8 protein-coding genes are annotated in these 16,855 nt (G+C 56.8%); 7 read left to right on the forward strand and 1 reads right to left on the reverse strand.

The features are described 5' to 3' along the window. Nucleotides 1-143 precede the first annotated feature (143 nt). From PSR62_RS22050 to PSR62_RS22070, 5 genes are all read left to right on the forward strand, one after another. On the forward strand, nt 144-1,133 hold the full coding sequence (locus PSR62_RS22050; protein ID WP_274405129.1) for a DUF58 domain-containing protein: 990 nt from the start codon (nt 144-146) through the stop codon (nt 1,131-1,133). Then, nucleotides 1,130-3,514, forward strand: a complete 2,385-nt coding sequence (locus tag PSR62_RS22055) for a BatA domain-containing protein (protein WP_274405130.1) — start codon at nt 1,130-1,132, stop codon at nt 3,512-3,514. The genes PSR62_RS22050 and PSR62_RS22055 overlap by 4 nt, the downstream gene beginning before the upstream one ends. Beyond that, on the forward strand, nt 3,511-6,369 hold the full coding sequence (locus PSR62_RS22060) for a hypothetical protein (RefSeq protein ID WP_274405131.1): 2,859 nt from the start codon (nt 3,511-3,513) through the stop codon (nt 6,367-6,369). The genes PSR62_RS22055 and PSR62_RS22060 overlap by 4 nt, the downstream gene beginning before the upstream one ends. Nucleotides 6,370-6,461: 92 nt before the next feature. Then, on the forward strand, nt 6,462-10,907 hold the full coding sequence (locus tag PSR62_RS22065; RefSeq protein ID WP_443217458.1) for a hypothetical protein: 4,446 nt from the start codon (nt 6,462-6,464) through the stop codon (nt 10,905-10,907). A 2-nt stretch (nt 10,908-10,909) separates the two neighbouring features. After that, nucleotides 10,910-12,160 carry a prenyltransferase/squalene oxidase repeat-containing protein gene (locus tag PSR62_RS22070; protein WP_274405133.1) on the forward strand — a complete coding sequence of 417 codons (1,251 nt, stop codon included), beginning with the start codon at nt 10,910-10,912 and terminating at the stop codon, nt 12,158-12,160. Between the two features lie 66 nt (nt 12,161-12,226). Here PSR62_RS22070 and PSR62_RS22075 read toward each other — a convergent pair whose 3' ends face one another. Continuing rightward, on the reverse strand, nt 12,227-13,519 hold the full coding sequence (locus tag PSR62_RS22075; RefSeq protein ID WP_274405134.1) for a hypothetical protein: 1,293 nt from the start codon (nt 13,517-13,519) through the stop codon (nt 12,227-12,229). 541 nt (nt 13,520-14,060) lie between these two features. On the opposite strand from PSR62_RS22075, the gene PSR62_RS22080 reads away from it, so the two are divergent. After that, on the forward strand, nt 14,061-15,191 hold the full coding sequence (locus PSR62_RS22080) for a baeRF3 domain-containing protein (RefSeq protein ID WP_274405135.1): 1,131 nt from the start codon (nt 14,061-14,063) through the stop codon (nt 15,189-15,191). Nucleotides 15,192-15,371: 180 nt separating this feature from the next. Next, the gene (locus PSR62_RS22085; protein ID WP_274405136.1) at nt 15,372-16,529 is read left to right on the forward strand and encodes an AraC family transcriptional regulator; all 1,158 of its coding nucleotides are present in this window, start codon (nt 15,372-15,374) and stop codon (nt 16,527-16,529) included. Nucleotides 16,530-16,855 lie beyond the last annotated feature (326 nt).

A 16,855-nucleotide genomic window follows, 5' to 3' on the forward strand; every position in this document is an offset into this window, starting at 1 on the left:
TTCGCCCCGGTTGCGTGTGAAAACCGTGGCTAACGCCAACGGCTCACATACCCGATGACACCTGCGTACCTGCTTAGCGACGGTTCTGTCCGCGCCCATCACGCCCCCACCCATCACTTTCCCTCCACGATCGCCACCGATTCATGCTCGGACTGTTTCGACTTCAATCCAATCTCAGTGCCCACGTCCCGACCAAGAAGTCAGGGGCTGCGGTGAGCGATTTGGTTGATCCCGTTGTGATGGACCAAATCGGGCACCTGGAATTGCTGTCGCGAACGGTGGTCGATGGGTTGCTGGCAGGCAAACATCGCTCGACCACCAAGGGCGGGTGTTGCGAGTTTGCCCAGCATCGCCAATATGCTCCAGGGGATGAAATTCGCCAGATCGACTGGCAGGTTTACGCCCGCAATGATCGATACTTCGTACGACAGTTCGAAGAGGAAACCAATCTGCACGCCATGCTGGCCGTGGACTCCAGCGGATCGATGAAATTTGGGTTGTCGACTGTCAGCAAACTTGACTACGCCCGCCGCGCCGCCGCTTGCTTGGCTCGACTGTTGCTGCATCAACGTGATTCCGTTGGTTTGACCGTCTTGCATGAAACCAACTCCCAATTCATTCCCGCCAAACAGCACGCCGCTCACCTGAGAACGCTCATGGCGGCACTTCAATCCGCTGACGCGAGTGGCGAAGGCGACTTGAGTCATCAGGTCCAGCACTGCATCGCGAGGCAACGCCGCCGCGGGTTGCTGGTGCTGCTATCGGACTGCTTTGGCGATCTTGATGATCTCGCCACGGCACTGCGAATCGCCCGAGCGCGTGGCCACGACGTGGTGGTCATGCACATCATGGCTCCTGAGGAACTGACATTCGACTTTCGACGGTGGTCCGCCTTTCAATCGCTCGAAGTCTCCTCGCAACGTCTTCATCTGGATCCTCCGGCGGTTCGGGAACAATACCTGCAACGGGTGCGGACGTTCCTTGCCAACCTGGAAGACATGGTGATTGGTTTGGGCGGTGATTATGTGCGGATGACAACCGCCACCGATCTCGCCGACACGCTGGGATGGTTTCTGCGAAACCGAATGGCACGCAAGGGGCTCAAGACGGGCAGGGGGCCGGTGGGACGATGAGTTTTCTAAGCGTCGCATTCTTGTTTGCTCTGCCATTGGTCGCCGCCCCCTTGCTGCTGCACCTGTTCGACCGCCGACGAAACGAGACGGTCCAATGGGGGGCGATGCAGTTTTTGATGGAAGCATCGGCTCGCAAAACCAGTTCACGCAAATTGAAACAGTGGTTGCTGCTGTTGCTACGTTGCTTGGCCATCGCCGCACTGATTCTGGCACTGGCACGACCGCTGTTGCCGACGGGCTATCTCGGTGGGAGCGAGCAGGGTGAGACCATCTTCGTGATCGACAATTCGATGTCAATGTCACGCAAGACAGGCTCGGGGACAATGATCGAAGCCGCCGCCGAATATGCCGTGGACCAGCTTGAAAAGCTCTCCGCCCGCGACGAGGTTCGGATTCTGACAACCGCTCCCTATCCGACGTGGCTCAACTCAGGATCCGTCCACGGTGATCGAAGCAATCGGGATTGGATCACGGAACAATTGCGGGCCATCGATGCCACCGAAGGACGCAGTGATCTGCTGGCCGCGTTGTACACCGCTGTCCAAGTCGAACATCAGCCAACACAAAACGTGAGACGCATCGTGGTTCTGACCGATGGCCAGTCCACTGATTGGCGGACGGAAGACGAAGCCGGCTGGCAACGTTTCCACGCCGTCCTCAACGAGGCGACTGTTCGAACGGAGATCGAAACCGTCCGTCTGGAGCAACAAAACCCAGGAACATCCACTGGCAACGTCGCGGTCGATGCGGTCACGCTCAATCGCACCGTTGTCGGTTCTGATACCCCTGTCACTGCTGTCGCGACACTTCACAACTACGATGTGGCGACGATGAATGGTGCCGAGTTGACATGGAGTGTCAACGATCAACCGCTGCACCAACAGACAATCGCTCCGATTGAAGGTGAGCAAACCACCCAGGCCAACTGGAGCCATACCTTTGATAGCCCAGGGATCTATCGGTTGAGCTGCCGTCTGGACCGAGACGACGACTTGCCAGCTGACAATGTCGCGAGTTTGGTGGTCGAAGTGGTTGACCGCTTGCCAGTGGTCATCGTTGAGGGAGCGGCCGACCAGGCAGAGATGCAGCAGGACACCTACTTCGTTCAGGCGGCGCTGGGATGGATCCATGGACAACCACTCACGGAGTCATCCATCTACGTCCCAACCTTGGTCAGCCCTGATGAACTTCCGTCAATGGACCTGCGTGAGCAACGAGTTGTCATCATCCCCAACCTCACCGAACTTCCATCGGAAGCGGTTTCGCGGTTGACCGAGTTTGTTTCCGATGGTGGCGGCCTGTGGATTGGACTGGGGCCACGTACCAATGTCGACTTTTTCAACCACCAACTGTTTGCCGACGCTAGCGGCCTGGCACCGAGACGGCTTGATCGAATCGTCGATGCGTCTCCTGCAAAAGTGGATTCCGACGCCAACAGCACGGCCATCGAAAATGGCTCCTCCACCAATGAACACGTTCGCATTGATCCGTTTCGCAGTGATCACCCTGCCACGCGACATCTCGCCGACAACGAGCAATTGGATTTGGCCGACACATCCATTCAGCGTTACTATCAATTTGCCGACAACCTGAATGCGGACGATCGCTCAACGCTGTTGCGACTGAACAACGGCTCTCCGCTGGCCATCGAAAACTTCGTTGGTCAGGGGCGGGTGATTGTTCAGTCGGTGCCGTTGCGATTGCAGTGGAGTGACTTGGCTCGCACGCAGTCATTTGTGGTGATGGTTCGCGACTGGATCGACTACCTGGCTCAACCCCGTGCGACGCAATACAACCTGCTCCCCGGACAGCCCATCGTCGCGCGGGTTTCGACGAATGCAAGCGACTCGAATTCGGACGGTGAGGAAGACCTCGCACCGACCGGTTTCCTGCACACGCCAGAAGATGAGTCGATTGAACTGACCGCCCAGTACGCTGACGAAGGCTTTGAGTTCCGGTCCAGTCAAACCCGTCGTCCGGGACCCTACAACCTGCAAATTGGATTGGCAGAAACGGGCATCCCCTTCCAAGTCCAACGCTCATCCGAAGAATCGAATTTGAGCAGCCTTGGCCGAGGCGCGTGGCAACGGATTGTTGCTGCGACCACGCCCCACACTTGGACCGAAGATCGCTCTCCCGTCGCCAGCTCACACACGGATCCTGTTTGGCCCATCTTGTTGCTCGTCTTGATTGGACTGATCACCGGTGAGTTGGTTCTCTCTGGAATCATGTCTCGGGAACGCTTTGGATCGGCCGGAATCCCGGAATCCTCTGAGTTGGATGCATCCCAACTGAATCCGCTTCGCTCGCGCGACTCAGACCTGACAGGGTTGTCGTTCGAATCGCCCATCTCCGAGACACTGGAGGTGCCCCAGAAATGAACCTCACCGAAACTTCCACCAACGAATACCTCTCTTACGAACATCCATTCAACACGGGACTGCTGTTGCTGCTGGGTGTCGTCTGTCTCGGCACACTGCTTTGGACGCTTTATCGCGAGAGAAACATCTTGGGTCGGACGACGACCGGTTTGTTTTCGATGCTGCGAATCGTGGCCCTTTCCGTTGCGTTCTGGATGTTGCTTGCACCAACCAACGTTGTCGAACAATCAACCACGACTCGCCAAGCGATTGTCTTCGTGACCGATTCCAGCGCCAGCATGAAGACAATTGACCCGCCCGGAACAGCGGATGACTGGCGTTGGACGCCGCCGACTTCGAACGAGGATGCTCAGTGGACCGGCACCGAGTCACTCCGAATCACGGATCGATCCCTGGCTGCCCTCGGCGTCGCCAACCAAAAATTGCATTTGGCCGTGTCGGCACTTGATGAGCATGGTGCCGAAACCTCGGTCGCGGAGCACTTGGAATTGGCGAACCAGGCGATCGTTCGCGTCCGGACGCATCTGCAAAACCTTCGCGACACGCTTCCGGATTCCATGGACAGCGAAATCGACTCGTCGCTTCGGCGTCTGATCCCGATGATCGACAGTCCTGAAATGGATGCTTTGTCAGACCTGACCAAGATGCTTCAGCGAGGGCGCACTCCAAGCCAAACAGGTTGGCGAGAGAGTCTGCCAGACTTGATCGAACGTCTGGCGACCGCACGCCGAGTTTTCGGCGAATTGGCCGATCAGTTGGAACGAGCCATTGCGAACCGATCACCGAGCAAGCCAACACGGGCAGCTGGATTCACCGACCAAAGTCGCGGCGATCGTGTGGCAAAATTCCTAACTGGCCTGCAGCAATCCAAACTGGATGAGATCTCGGAGGTCGCCGATTTGCGTTGGTGTTCGTTTGATGATGCTGCGAAGGCGATGTCCAACGTTTCAGACACCCAAGAACTCCTCGCGTCGCTGGCCGACCAGAACGCGATGGCGACGACCACCGATGTCGGCGCCGCCCTGCAGTTCATCGATCAACTTCGCCGCGATCAACCGATCGCCGCAGCATTCCTGTTGTCCGATGTGGCGCACAACCATGCCCATGAACGTGAGCCCACCGAAGTCGCCGCCCAACTCGATTCGACTCCGGTTTACGTGATCCCCATCGGCAACGATTTGCGTCTGCGAGACATCGACTTGATTTCCGTTTCCGCACCGGCGGTTGCCATGCGAAACGACGACGTCGTCATCGAAGCTCACCTGGGGATCTACCAATGCAAGGGAGAACGATGTTCCGTGCAACTGTTGCAGTCTGGCGAGGTGGTTGATTTCCGCAACGTGCTGATTGATTCCGATGCGGAAACACGTTCAGTGCAGTTTCAACAACGCGTCGCTCAGATTGGCCCCACGTCATTCCAGATCGCCATTCAACCGCTGGATGGCGAGATGACGACGGAGAACAACTTTGACGAGATCGAGATCAATGTCACGCGGAGTGACATCAAAGTTCTGTTGGCCGACGAGATGCCGCGGTGGGAATACCGCTACTTGGCCCAACTGTTTCGCCGCGACCCCAAAATCGAACTCGATGAATTGTTGTTCCGCCCTCGTTTGATCGCGACCGGCCACCGTCAAGAGACCGGCGGTTTTCCCGTCACGGTCGAAGAATGGAATCGATACGACGTGGTCATCCTGGGCGATCTGCCAATCGAGCATTTGCCCGTTGCCTCGCAAACCGCACTTTTGAAATACATGCGAACGCGTGGCGGTACCGTGATCACGATCGCCGGTGACCATGCGATGCCACAGGCTTATGTCGATCATCCTCTGGAAGAAGCCATCCCGGTTCGACCAATCCAACAATCAGACGATGCGAATCAGCAGTACTCGTTTCAGATCACGGAAGCCGGCCGATCCCATGCTGCCTTGATGATCGCTGAAACCGAGTTAGCCACCAACAACGCATGGTCGTTTGTCAATCAGTTTTCACCGCTGCACAGCGTTTCAAAATGGCGGGCACCGGTTCCCACGGCTCAGAGCCTGATTGCGGTTGTCCCTCGAGGTGAACCACTTTTGGCCGACGACCCGAGGCTCACGGAATCGAGTTTCCTGTGCTGGCAACCGGTGGGTCGGGGGCGAATCATCCATCTCAGCGGACCGGACACGTATCGATTGCGGTTCCTGCGCGGTGACACGCTGCACTACCGGTTCTGGGGCCAATTGATGAGGTGGGCGATCGCAGCCGATTTGTCTTCTGGAAATCAGTCTGTCCGAATTCGCACTGCGAAAACGCTTTATGAAACGAACCAGCCGGTCGACATGGATGTCGAATTGCTCGCCCCAGACGGTCAAGCTGTGATCCGTGACACCATTGATACTGACATGCTCCGGATTCGGTTGTCAGTCGGTGAAGATGTCCGAACCATCCCGCTGGTTGTCGACGAGGAGCGTCCTGGTCACTACCGAGCTGATGTTCGTGATCTGAAACCGGGGGTCTACCAAGCCAAACCAGAAGGCACCCTGATCGAGGAATTGATCGCGACCAATCCCGATGCCCAAACATCGACGATGCAGGAAGTGCTCACGACGTTCACCGTCCAAGCCGACTTGCCCACAGAATTGGTTGACACGCGATCCAATCGAGCACTGGCAAACCAAATCTCAACCTTGACCGGCGGACAAGTGCTGCCGCCAACGGCAGTCGAAGAAGTCTTGGAACTCACCGATTTGCACCCCATCGTCACGCACAGCATTCAGCGTCAACCGCTGTGGCAACGATGGAGATATCTCTGGCTGGTGCTGGGATGCCTGCAAATCGAATGGATCATCCGCAAGTCCAGAGGGCTATCCTGATCATGTCTACCACCACCACGACTCGAGCATTCTCACACCGAATCCCATCGGCGATCGAGAGCAAACTGCGTCGGATTCGACTGCGACATGCGATGTTGGTCATTGTCGCGGCGTTGGCCTTGGCGATTGGCGTGTTGTTGCTGCTGATGGTCCCGTCGATGTTGATTGACTGGATGTTCCCGTTCGCCTCCCCGGTGCTTCGAATCGCTCTCACCAGCCTCACCGTTGTGGCAACCTTCGCGACCGCAGCCTATGGGTTGATCGGTCCGCTGCAACGTTCGTTGCAATGGCTTCGCGCGGCCAATGCGGTTGATCACAACGTTCCGGAACTCGAAGAACGTTGGTCCACCGTGGCCAGCCTGTCGTCGCAAGACCCGTCTTCCATGACCGCGACGCAGCGAGCCATGGCGACTCAGGTGACCAGCGAAGCGATCGCGATGGAACGAATGGTTCGTCCCAGCCACATCAGCCCACCGATCAAACTGCGTCCCACCTTGCTGCTTGCGTTGTCTGGTCTCGTCCTGTTCGCGATCGTGTTCGCCATCAGCCCAAGTCGCGTTTCGGTTCTGCTCCAACGGTTTTGGTTCCCCACGCAAAACATCACCGCGACCCAACTGGCAAGCTTGACCGGTGAACAGTTTGTGCCTCGTGGAGATTCTATCGACTTGATCACTCGCGCTAGCGGTCTGGTTCCCTCCACCGCCACCATCAGCATGATGCGGGCGGACGGTCAAATCGAGGACCATCGCCTGACTGCCGATGAGGCTTCATCCGACACCTGGTCTCACAAGATGCGAGTGGACGATGACCTGTCCTATCGAGTTCGCGCCGGAGATGCACAAACGGAGTGGCTGCACCTTCAAGCGATCGATTTCCCAGAAATTGAGCGAGTTGAATTTAGCGTTGAATTCCCGGCCTACACCAAACGCACCCCGATTTTGCTCGACCGATTGCCACGCCGAGTCAAAGTCCCTCAGGGCAGCGTGTTGCGACTCGCCATCAAGCCGTTTGAATCCCTTCAACAGCTCACGATCGCCTTGACGGATCCAGAAAGTTCCGCCTCCGAAAACGACGACCAATCATCCGAAAACGCCCCCAACACACGCGAATTGTCACCCCAGCAGGATGGCTGGTATCGGCTGGAACTGCCGTTGGTCGAGGACATGCTTCTCCGCCCAACGCTGGTCAGCCAACACAATCTCACCAACCAACGACGTCTGTTCTCTCGCATCGACGTCATTGCAGACAAAGCCCCTGTGGCTCGCGTCATCACACCCAACGATGAAATGGCAGTGGCGGAAGACGAGATCATCGAAATCAAGTTCGAAGCTCATGATGACCACGGCATCGAAAAGGCCGAACTGGTGATCTACGACGAGTCGCAACGAGATGCCGATGGCAACGCGAAGGTGCTGCACGTCCAACCCATTCCGCTTGGAGATCAAGCCAACCAAAAGCACTTGATCGCGCAAACGAAGCTGGACCTGAAGGAATTGGGGCTCAGCGAGGGCCAAGAAATCAGCTACTCCATTCGCGTGACGGACAACAAGCCTGAAACCGACACGATGGCCTCCCAATCCAAGCAGCACGATCCCAAACCTGATGCTTCCCAAAGGCAATCGATCGCAAGGTCTGATCAAGAACAAAATCCGGATGCCACTGACGAAGAAGATGCATCTCAAATCGCAGAATCAAAACAAGCAGAATCAAAACCTGTTGACTCAAAAACAGCTGACTCGAAACAGCCTGACTCGAAACAGCCTGACCCGATCTTGGCTGATTCAAATTCGACCGACCAAGATGCCTCGCCACAACGCGTGGGCAAGGCAATGGACAAAGCTGGCCCCCAACCCTCTTCCATCGAGACGGCTGATCAAACCACGCCGCCACCAACCGACAATGATTCGCAGGAAACGATTGCGAAACGGAAGGGCGCTGCCCCGTCTGCCAAACCCGCCCCCAATGCAATCGCAGCCAGGCCCCTGTCCCCAATGGGTGACGCCCAACCCAATTCCGATCGCAAGCCCCCCAGTCCCTCCAGCCAGGAACCCAACAGTCCCTCCGACAACAAGCCAAACCAACCTTCGGACTCCACCCAAATGGCCGAGTCGAAATCATCCCCACCCAAGTTGGACGCGAAAGTCGCAAGTCGCCAAGCACCGCAGGCCACTGCTTCCACGAAGAAGATGGAGCAGAAAAATCCAGCCGTCAGTCACACCGCGACGTCCAAACGCCAGCGAAATCGCAAAGGGCAAAACTCCACGACTGGCCGGCGTCGCCTCAAGATCACCGAGAAACTCTCCGCAATCGCCGCCGCCGAAGAACGTCCAGGCGACGAACTCAAGATGCGGGAGTCCGTCGTTGAGATCGATCAGATGCTTGCCGCAATTGAGTCTGGTCTGAAAAAACTCGTCGAGCGGAAGATCGCCGACTCGGATCGCAGCGAGCAATTTCGCCGCCTTGATTCGGGGTTGGGCAATGTCGAAGACTTCGTTGCCAAGTTGCGAGAGCAGACCCGAGAGAGCCAGTATGCATTCATTGGCTTGCAAATGGTTGACATCACTCGTTCACATGTCACGCCAGCCCGCGACCGGGTGTTCGCAGGATCGCAACGCGCCGGTTCAGACAACGCCGACGCCACGACGGGTCTGCAGCACGTCGTTCGCGCTCGCGAATTGCTGGGTGCGCTTCTGAAACGTTTTGACCGGGTCAAACAAGAGAAGAAGTTGAAAAAGGAAATGGACGAGGCAGTCACCATTTATGAGGTCTACTTGGAAAAACGGCGTCAGTTGATGCGAGAAGCTCGACAAAACCGAAACCCACTGGATCGAAAGATGGGGATCGTCGAAGTGGACCAAGCCTACCTCGATCGTCTTGCGGAAGTCCTCGAACTGCGACGCGCAATGATGGACGAATTTGCAGAGATGTTGGGCGACGATCCGCGATTGCTATCCCGATACATGGAATTGGTTCAACGTCGTCAAAAGTCACTCCGGAACGAACTCTCAGACCTCTCCCAGCGGCAATATGATCTGACCGAAGAGGCGATGAACTGGCTCCAGATCGATGCAACCCAGCGTCCTGATCTTTGGACCATCATCGTCGAACTGCGATTGAGTGCGGCTGACGATTTGGCCAAGGACGCCGCTCAATTGGCCGAACGCGTCCAGAAGCAGTTGCCACTGGAGATCGATGTCAACGCCGGAACGGCGGCAAATCTGATCCGAACGGCCAATCAAATTTCTGCGACCGCGAGAAACATTCAGTTTGAAGCAGAGGAACTGTTTCTTCACTCAACTGACCAAGCGATCCGCCCCGAGACAATCACCGGCGCCAGTTCATTGATCGACCAGTGCGAACGGTTTTTCTCGCAACTTGACCGATTGCAGTTTGAAAACGAAGGCAATGATGCGTTGGCACTCTATGTCGAGTCACGCGTACAAGAAACCCGCGTGGTCGCCGATCAGGCGGACGTCTGGACGGACCTTCATCGGAACATCAAAAGCAACAACTACGGCGGGTTGGTTCAGACTGAACAATATCGAATCGCGATCTCGACCCAATTGCTGCGTGTCGAGATGCTGAACATGGAACCGGACTTGACCGCCCAATTCCGACGCACGGTCAACTCAGATCTGCCAGGTGAAATCAAAGACATGATTCGCACGCTGCACCGATTGATGGAAACGATCACGTTCAATCAGATCGCCGCGTCAATCCGATCCGGCAATCGTGATCTGGAATCTGCCAACGGACAACAGCAACTGGCAACCGACCGACTGACCGAGGCGGAGACGCTGTTCGACAAAATTCGGCGAACCGTGGTCATGCACTTGGACGAGTACGATCTTCGCGATCCCAACATCGGCGACCTGCGAGACCCAACGCTGGATGAATTCTTAGCACGACTTGAACGCGAACCCAATATCGCATCTCAGTTGGGCATTCCCAACCGGCAAACGAACCTTCGGATTCGTGCTGACAATTTGCTGTGGCAGCAAACGGTTGCCGGTGGGCCCTTGGGAGAATCTCAGTTGGCAGCGGCCCAGCGAGCGGCGAATGCGATGAAGATGAAAAAACAAAAGCCCAAGAATCGCGTCCCCAAGCCCGGCGACAAATCGTCGGAGGAAATGTCGAACGAACGACGCGAACAGGCCAAGCAAGCCCAAGAGATGCTCGCGAAAACGTTGCTGGAGATTGAAAAGCAAAAAGAAGAGGGCGAACCGTCAGCAACCGAGCGTCAACGGCTGGACGAGATGGCAGAAAAGATCAAACGTCTGATGCCCCAGGATGGTGACAATGACTCCGCCGAGCGGGCTTGGCAGCAAATCGTGCAAGCCGATGAGGCGGAGGAACTGATGCAAGCGATCGCCAACGGTGAACTCATCGCAGACCAGCAATGGAACCGTCTGCTGTCGACACTCGACGATGGGCTTTGGCAGGTTCAAGGCAATCGGCCCCCCGAGGCCTACCGCAAAGCAATTGAACAGTATCAAGATCAACTCCGTGAGTTGATGTCAACGATCGATGAGGACTGAGCATGCGAATCCAAAACAAACCTGACCGAGGCTCCCCAACCGACGCGTGCGAGGCAGGCAAATCGTGTCGCCACCGATGTTCCGCGAAACCATTCGCGACTGTCACGTTGCAGTTCATCTTGGTCGCCGGGCTGATTGGCGTTGCCTTCCCCGCCACCGCCCAAGACGCAGCCTCGGTGGTTGCCACCTCGGCCAACCTGAGTGCGGCCTTGCCAGCAAGCGAGTGGGCGCGCGTGGAATCATCTGTCGACGAAGGTCTGAAGTGGCTGGCCAGTCAACAAGCCGAGGACGGCCGATTCCCGAGCGAGGAAGTTGCGCAGCCGGCGGTCACTTCATTGGCGATCATGGCCTTCCTCTCACGCGGGCACCTGCCCGACAAAGGACCCTACGGGCCGCAAATTTCTCGGGCGATTGATTTTGTCCTCAGCACCCAGCGCCGCCGCGGGTACTTCTCGCTGCAGCCGGTCCTGCCTCCCGTCGGACACCTGAAACCATCGCAGACGGTGATCTACAACCACTCCATCGCTGGACTGATGTTGGGGGAGGTTTACGGAATGGGATCGGGCGAACGGTCCCAGCGAATCGAGGAAGCACTTCATCGCGCACTCGTGTTCCACCGCGAAGTTCAGTCACGCACCAAAGCCAAAGATTCCGACCAAGGCGGGTGGCGATACGGGTACCCCGAGAGCCCTGATGCGGCGTCCGACATGTCCGTGACAGGTTGGGCACTGATGTTCTTGCGGTCCGCTCGCAACGCGGAATTCAATGTGCCCAAGCAGTACTTCGATGAAGGTTTGGACTTTGTCGAATTGTGTTACGAACCGGATCCAAGTGAACACGAGAAAGGCATCTTCCGGTATCGTCCTCACGCCTCACAAGACAATCCTCAGATCACGCTGGCCAACACAGCATCCGCCACGCTAACGTTGATCCTGGGCGGAAGGCAAGATCACGCGAGCATTCCCGTCTCGGTGCGTTGGTTCCGCACGCGAAACTACCCCAGCCCGTGGCAGAACAACTATTACTACCTCGCGACCTACTACAGCAGCCAAGCGATGGCCCAGGTTGGAGGTGAAACCTGGGAGCAAATCTTCCCCCAGATCGCTGCGGGACTGCTCGCCGAACAAACCGATGCCGGCGCCTGGCCATTGGGCGGAAGCAACGAACGACGATTCGGTTCCACCTACAGCACTTCGCTCGCCGTGCTGGCACTCACACCGGCCTACGGCTTGTTGCCGATTTACCAGCGATAACCAAGTTCCCAAAGTTCAATGTCTCGGATCAACGGAGTGATTCGCGATCAAGAGCCAACTGTTCGATCAGAACTTGCTGATCACTTTCAGAACGGCTTTGAGTTGCTCGTTGTCGGTGGTGTCCCCAGCGACGCTCGCATTGGACTTCAGCTTCACAACCGCCTCCCGGGTTCGTTGCTGAAGATTTTGCAACGTGGTGTGATGCGTCAGCACCAACTCATTTGAAGCCAGTTGGGACTGCCCCCATTGAGCGTCCCGTTGCTGCACCGCTTTCTCCGTGGTGAAACGCTGTCGATTCGAACGACGCTGCGTGGCCGGAACCTTCCGTTCCATCTCTTCAGCGGTCAATTCCGCCAGCATCTCGTCGGCCCTCTCAATCACTCGCGGATCGGTACGTCTCCCGAGGTCGCCATCCCGATCGCCAAAGTCAATTCCAGTGGCTGAATCACGTTCCGCGGCCAATGGATTGTCAACGCGGTCGTCCCGCTCAGGATCGTCAGCGCCATCCAGGGAGTCGCCGGAGTAAGGCAGTGTCTCTGACAAAGTCTGCATTTCGCGGTCGTTCACCTCGGAGCCGAGTTCACGACCGGTATCGAGCCGTCCCGTTGCAGGTGCGATCGCATCTGCAACACCATCCTCGACAGCAGCGGGCAAACTGGCATTTTCGGCCAGTGTTTCATCCCCTTCGTCATCCGACTCCACGACGCTCTCCGAAGGCTCGTCTCTCGGATCCGAGCCATCGATTGTCACCGTCATCGAAGGACGGGTCCCACGCAGCTCCTTGGCCAACGCTTCACCCACGTCTGTCGAGTCCGGCAGGGGTTCCTGTTCCTGAGTTTCGGATTGCTCGGAAGACAGATGGGCAGAACTCACTGGCATCCGTTCCGCCATGGCTTGCGAGGCCTCTGTCACCGGCTTCCCCGACTGTTCCGCCTGCTGCCCACGGAGCTTCCAACCGAACGATTCCAGAGACTGAATCACCTCCGTTGACTGCCGCACCCATTGCTCGAATTCAGCAACCTGTTGTGGGTCTTTCGTACGCAGTGCCGACTCAGAGGCCAGCTTGCGAACCAAGCTCGCGTCACTCCAAATCACGCCCGCCAACCCCCAGTCGCTGACCCGATTGGCTTCGCTCCCGTCGCGATCAGGGAGACTCCGTTGTTCAGAAAATTGATCACTGGAGCGAACATCTTGGGCTGCAACGGACGCTTGACCAGCGGTCAAGGAACCAACCAACACGATCGCGGCGAGCGCCGCACGCCGGCAATTTCGCGTTGATGAAACGACGGCGACGGGAGACATCGCATTTGTGTGCGGACCGCCCATCGAAAGCGGTCGCACCCTGATGGAGCGAGACATCGAAAAGTCCTGTGGTTGGCTAGATCGAGCGATGAGATGAGACTCGACTTCGGCTTTCACCCTTCATGCTCCCACCGCAACCGTCGAAACCGGCGTCCACGTGCAGGGCATGGGAACATCGTAAGCCAAATGGCGAACGGTTTGGGAAGCAAACTCAAATCGAGATATCGACCGACGAGCAGGAATCGTGCCAGGAAACTGCAGTTGTCACTGGAATGGACGAATGCACAGCGCCGGTCACCCAGCCCGCTGGACGCGAACATTTCGCAACCGATCGGGAATCAACCACGCTGCTAGTTCTCCGCCCAAACCCGATCCCTTTCCCTGCCAAAACATTTTCCTGTGACCAGGCACTGGCAAGAAAAAGCGGGCTTCATCGCACTGGATCGAGAGCCCGCCTGAGGAAGTGCCCCAGCAAGAAAATTGCGTCGGCCAGTCGCTCGCGGAACAAGCGTTCCGAATCGATTGGCTGGCATTGCATTTGCATCGTCGAATGTTGACGAGTGAACCCCTTCATTGCCAGAAAGAAAGGACATCGACTGTGATCGCTTTTCCAACCAAAACGCAACTGATTGAAATCTTGGGACACGAACAAGGCGACTGCGTTTCCATCTTGATGGGCACCTACCAGTCGGGTCGCGACACCAACCAGAATTCCATTCGGTTCAAAAACTTGGTTCGCCAGGCGATCGAGGCATCCAAGAAGAAGAACAGCTCGTTGCTCCCCAAGCTGGAGGAATTGGCGAATCTTGCTCGCAACTCAACGTTCTGGCAATATCAAGCCGCTGGGCTGGCGATCTATGTCAGCGACCATTTCGAAGAACGAGTTCTGCTGAGCCATGATCCCGGCGAGTCCGTTTCAGTGGGCCCGGAGTTCAACGTACGACCAATCGCCAGCGTCGCATGCGGCGAAACCAACCTGTTGACACTCGCTCTCTCTTGGGAGCGTGCTCGTTTGTTCCGATCCGATGGTCACACGACCATGGAGATTGAAGACGAAATCTTCCCGCTAACAAAGGACGAGTTGGTCACCGCTCGAGATCCTGAAAAACAACTCCAGTTCTCAGCCCACGAATCCTTCGGGGGTGGCGGATCAGAAACCGTGATGTATCACGGGCACGGCAACGGAGAGGACAAGATCAAGGCTGACCGCCGTGCGTATCTCTCTCGCGTCGGTGAGCATGTCTCCAAACGTCTCTACAACACCGATCAACAACTCGTCGCGATCGCAACGGAAGAGGTGGCCGGACACTTTGATGCGACTGCCGAATCGGTTGAACTGGCTCAGTGCATTCATGTCAGTCCGGACGGGCTAACAGACTCTCAGCTGGTCGCACGCATCACCGCGTTTGCAAGAGAACACAATCAACACAACGATGATGTGTACGCCAATCAATTGGGATCCGCGATCGCTGACAACCAAGGCTCGGATGACTTGAAGGAGGTCGTGTTGGCAGCCACCGAGGGCCGAGTGGACACCTTGCTGCTCGGACAAGACAAACCAATCCTTGGGCACTGCGACGCGACCCGCCATCAGGTTTCACTGGACGAAAACAATGGCACTGATCTGTTGAACACCGCGGTTCGTCTCGCCCTGAAATCAGGCGGAACAGTGAGGCGTTTGCAGCGGACTTCTTCCAGCTCACCACTGGCAGCCATCTACCGCTACTGACGCGGACCACGCCGCTTCAGCACGGCAAATCCGACAATGAACATGTCTTATTTCCCGCAAGTGAGCGATAGCGATCGTTTATGATTGGCTGCTGAAGCGGAACGACGAGGACTCTGGCTGTCCGCTCAATCGGATCGCGAGGAATCGCCTCGCTCGCAGGGCTTGATTTGTTGGACGAAGATGCCAAAGCAGAAAGCGGTCGCTCTCCTCATCGAAACGTCCAACGCCTATGCGCGTGGGCTACTTGGCGGGATCGCCTCCTACATTCATGAGCATGACCTCTGGTCGATCTACTTGGTCGAACAAGAACGAGGGGCAGCGCCCCCCACTTGGTTGGATGATTGGGAAGGCGACGGGGTGATTGCCCGGATCGAGAATGAAGAAATTGCCTCCTCGATTCGCCGATTGAAGATCCCGGTTGTGGATGTCAGTGCCGCCCGCCGGATTCCCAATATCCCGTGGCTCGAGACCAATGACGTTGCCATCGGAGAATTGGCCTACCAACACTTCCGCGAACGCGGCTTTGAGAACTTCGCTTTTTGCGGCGAATCGAGATTCAACTGGTCGGTGCTCCGCCGCCAGGCCTTTGAAGCACGGGTGAAAGAAGACGGATTCGAGTGCTTTTCATTTGATTTCGATGTGGACGATCAACGTCCTCAATCGCTCAAACGCGAACGCGAACGGTTGGCGAAGTGGGTCTTGTCGCTCCAACACCCCATCGGGGTGCTGGCTTGTTACGACATCATGGCGCAGAAGATCTTGGATGTCTGTCGTTTGCACGGCATCAAAGTCCCCAGTGAACTCGCGTTGCTGGGCGTGGACAATGACGAACTGCTCTGCGACTTGTGCACGCCTCCGTTGTCCAGTGTCGTCCCCGCGGCCCATCAAACAGGCCGCGAAGCGGCAGGACTATTGGACGCAATGATGCGGGGCGAGGAGGTCGGTGCAGAACCGCACCTGATCGAACCCCTGGGCGTGGCGACTCGTCAATCAACCGACGTGCTGGCCATCAAAGACCCAGAGATTGCTGCCGCGGTCCGCTTCATTCGCGACCACTGTTGCGACGGCATCAACGTGCATGACGTCGTGAAAAAAGTCCCCCTCTCACGGCGCGTCTTTGAAAGCCGCTTTCTGGCGATGATGGGACGCACACCTCACCAAGAGATCACGCGGCGGCGGATCGAACGAGTGCGTTATCTGTTGATCGAAACAGACCTGACGCTCGTGCAGATCTCTCGCCGAACAGGATTTCAAAATCATGAATACATGAGCGTCGCGTTCCGACGCGTCATGGGACATCCGCCGGCCACCTACCGCCGCAAATTCCGGCAAGTCTAATCGGCTTTTTTCTGGCGGCACCAAGTCCGCAATCTCAGCATTTTCGTTCGTTCTGCGTTTAGCAGACTGTTGATTTAGTCAGCCGGAACCCGATAGCGTCCGGTTCGTCTCCGGTAACCGTGGGCTAGCCCGTCGGCTGATCTTTCGATCTACGAAACGTTTTCAATCAACACGCTGCTCGGGTCTCTGATATTTGAAGAACGATAGGGCGAGCAAATTTTCGCACGCGAATTGTCAAATCCACAAGCGGCGCGCTCGATCAAAAACGCGGAGAGGCGGAGGAGCGGAGATCGCGGAGGATATCAGTCGGCCGCATGACTCCGCGA

Origin of the sequence: Rhodopirellula sp. P2 (assembly GCF_028768465.1) — a bacterium.
Lineage (GTDB): Bacteria > Planctomycetota > Planctomycetia > Pirellulales > Pirellulaceae > Rhodopirellula.

What these genes read in the sequence shown, in the direction of transcription:
- PSR62_RS22050 (WP_274405129.1), top strand. Translation starts at nt 144, where the DNA reads ATGCTCGGACTGTTTCGACTTCAATCCAATCTCAGTGCCCACGTCCCG.
- PSR62_RS22055 (WP_274405130.1), top strand. Translation starts at nt 1,130, where the DNA reads ATGAGTTTTCTAAGCGTCGCATTCTTGTTTGCTCTGCCATTGGTCGCC.
- PSR62_RS22060 (WP_274405131.1), top strand. Translation starts at nt 3,511, where the DNA reads ATGAACCTCACCGAAACTTCCACCAACGAATACCTCTCTTACGAACAT.
- PSR62_RS22065 (WP_443217458.1), top strand. Translation starts at nt 6,462, where the DNA reads ATGTTGGTCATTGTCGCGGCGTTGGCCTTGGCGATTGGCGTGTTGTTG.
- PSR62_RS22070 (WP_274405133.1), top strand. Translation starts at nt 10,910, where the DNA reads ATGCGAATCCAAAACAAACCTGACCGAGGCTCCCCAACCGACGCGTGC.
- PSR62_RS22075 (WP_274405134.1), bottom strand. Translation starts at nt 13,519, where the DNA reads ATGTCTCGCTCCATCAGGGTGCGACCGCTTTCGATGGGCGGTCCGCAC.
- PSR62_RS22085 (WP_274405136.1), top strand. Translation starts at nt 15,372, where the DNA reads ATGCCAAAGCAGAAAGCGGTCGCTCTCCTCATCGAAACGTCCAACGCC.